This is a genomic window from Mesorhizobium sp. M7D.F.Ca.US.004.01.2.1, assembly GCF_003997785.1.
Classification (GTDB): domain Bacteria; phylum Pseudomonadota; class Alphaproteobacteria; order Rhizobiales; family Rhizobiaceae; genus Mesorhizobium; species Mesorhizobium loti.
The window spans coordinates 1-3,009 of the sequence record NZ_RZRQ01000510.1; the positions used below are offsets into that span (position 1 = coordinate 1).

The 3,009-nt window shown below is 64.9% G+C and carries 1 protein-coding gene; it reads left to right on the forward strand.

The genetic code is table 11. The features are described from left to right. Window positions 1-2,948, forward strand: a 2,948-nt coding sequence (locus EN993_RS33910; RefSeq protein WP_127266061.1) for an efflux RND transporter permease subunit, incomplete at its 5' end; no start/stop codon positions are given. Between the last annotated feature and the right edge of the window lie 61 nt (window positions 2,949-3,009).

A 3,009-nucleotide genomic window follows, 5' to 3' on the forward strand; every position in this document is an offset into this window, starting at 1 on the left:
AGCAAGGCATGACCGGCATCGACAATCTCGACTACATGACGGCGACGTCGACCTCGACCGGTTCGGCCTCGATCACGCTGACCTTCACCACATCAGCCGATCCCGATACCGCCCAGGTGCAGACGCAAAACAAGCTGCAACTGGTGCAGTCGCAGCTGCCGCAGGTGGTGCAGAGCAACGGCATCACCGTCTCCAAATCCTCGACCGGCTTCCTGATGGTCATCGGCTTCGTCTCGACCGACGGCAAGATGAACTCGACCGATCTCGCCGACTATGTCGACGCCACCGTCAACGACACGCTGAAGCGCGTCGAAGGCGTGGGCTCGACGCAGCTGTTCGGCTCCGGCTATGCCATGCGCATCTGGCTCGACCCCGACAAGCTCGCCAAATATGCCCTGATGCCGAGCGACGTGGCCTCGGCGATCGAGGCGCAGAACACGCAGGTTTCGGCCGGCCAGCTCGGCGGCCTGCCGGCGCGCAAGGGCCAGCAGCTCAATGCAACGGTGACTGCCAAGAGCCGGCTGCAGACCGCCGAACAGTTCCGCAACATCATCCTGAAGAGCCAGACGGACGGCTCGCTGGTGCGCCTCAACGACGTCGCCACCGTCGAACTCGGCGCCGAAAGCTATACGACGCAGGCCAATTACAACGGCAAGCCGGCGGCCGGCGTCGCCGTCAACCTGGCGACCGGCGCCAATGCCATCAACACCGCCGAGGCGGTGCGTTCGACGATCGCCCGGCTGAGCTCGACCTTCCCGCAAGGGGTCGAGGTCGTCTATCCCTACGACACCTCGCCCTTCGTGCGGCTGTCGATCGAGGAGGTGGTCAAGACGCTGGCTGAGGCGATCGTGCTGGTGTTCCTGGTGATGTTCATCTTCCTGCAGAACCTACGCGCCACCATCATCCCGACGATCGCGGTGCCGGTGGTGCTGCTCGGCACGTTCGGCGTGCTGTCGCTGTTCGGCTATTCCGTCAACACGCTGACCATGTTTGCCATGGTGCTCGCCATCGGCCTTTTGGTCGATGACGCCATCGTCGTCGTCGAGAATGTCGAACGCGTGATGCAGGAGGAGGGCCTGTCGCCAAAGGAGGCGACGCGCAAGTCGATGCACGAAATCACCGGCGCGCTGATCGGCATCGCCACCGTGCTTTCGGCCGTGTTCGTGCCGATGGCTTTCTTCGGCGGCTCGACCGGCATCATCTACCGGCAATTCTCGGTGACCATCGTCTCGGCGATGGTGCTGTCCGTGCTGGTCGCACTTGTGCTGACGCCGGCACTGTGCGCCACCATCCTGCGGCCGCCCAAGGACCATGCGACGCAGACCGGCCCGTTCGGCTGGTTCAACCGTGTCTTCGATCGCGGCACGCTTGCCTATCGCGACGGCTCGCACGGCATCATCAACCGGTCCTGGCGCTTCCTCGTCGTCTTCCTGGCCATCGTCGTTGCCGTGGGCTGGATGTTTGCCCGGCTGCCAAGTTCGTTCCTGCCGGAAGAAGACCAGGGCATCCTGATCACCAGCGTGCAGCTGCCGGTCGGCGCGACGCAGGACCGCACCGAGCGCGTGCTGGCGCAAGTCACCGACCACTATCTCGGCCAAGAGAAGGACGCCGTCGACGGGGTGTTCACCGCCTCCGGCTTCGGCTTCGGCGGCGCCGGGCAGAATGTCGGCATCGCTTTCGTGCGGCTGAAGGATTTCGGCCTGCGCAAATCGCCGGCCATGGCTGCGCAGGCGATCGCCGGCCGCGCCATGGGCGCCTTCTCCAAGATCAGGGACGCGCAGGTCTTCGCGCTTGCGCCTCCCGCCATCCAGGGGTTCGGCAACACCAACGGCTTCGACTTCTACCTGCAGGACGTCAACGGCGCCGGCCATGACGCGCTGATCCAGACGCGTAACCAGCTTCTGGCCCTGGCCGGGCAGAGCAAGGTGCTCGCCAACACCCGCCCCAACGGGCAGGAAGACCAGCCGCAATTCTCGGTCGATATCGACCAGGAAAAGGCAAGCGCGCTCGGCGTCAGCCTGGCCGACATCAACAACACGCTGTCGACCGCCTGGGGCAGCGACTATGTCAATGATTTCATCGATCGCGGACGGGTGAAGCCGGTCTATCTGCAGTCGGACCCGAACTTCCGCATGCAGCCGGAAGATCTGGACAAATGGCAAGTCCGCAATGCCAGCGGCGCCATGGTGCCGTTCTCGGCCTTTGCCTCCAGCCACTGGACATTCGGTTCGCCCAGGCTCGAACGCTACAATGGGTCGGCGGCGGTCGAGATCCAGGGCGCGGCGGCCACGGGCGTCAGCTCGGGCGCCGCCATGGACGAGATCGACAAGCTTGTGGCGCAGCTGCCCGCCGGTTACTCCCACGAATGGACCGGCCTGTCGCACCAGGAGAAGCTTTCCGGCAATCAGGCGCTGTCGCTCTATGCGATCTCGGCACTTGTCGTGTTCTTGTGCCTGGCCGCGCTCTATGAGAGCTGGTCGATCCCGTTCGCGGTCATGCTCTCGGTGCCGATCGGCATCTTCGGCGCGCTGCTGGCGGCGAGCCTGTTCGGCCAGTCCAACGACGTCTATTTCAAGGTCGGCCTGCTGACCACGATCGGTCTCGCCGCCAAGAACGCCATCCTCATCGTCGAGTTCGCCATCGAGCGGCAGACTGCCGGCATGGGGCTCGTCGAGGCGACGCTGGAGGCCGCGCGACAGCGGCTGCGACCGATCCTGATGACGTCGCTGGCCTTCATCCTCGGTGTGTTGCCGCTTGCGATTGCCAGCGGCGCGGGCTCCGGCGCGCAGAACTCCGTCGGCATCGGCGTGATGGGCGGCATGATCGCGGCGACCGTGATCGGCGTGTTCCTGGTGCCGCTGCTGTTCGTCACGGTGCGGCGCATCTTCAAGGGCAGGGCGGCCAAACCAGATACGGGCGAGACGCCGGTGACGGCCAACCAGCAATAAGGAAACTTCACATGACAGGTTTGGAACGTGGCTCGGTGGCCGCGGGGCGGCTCCTTGCGCC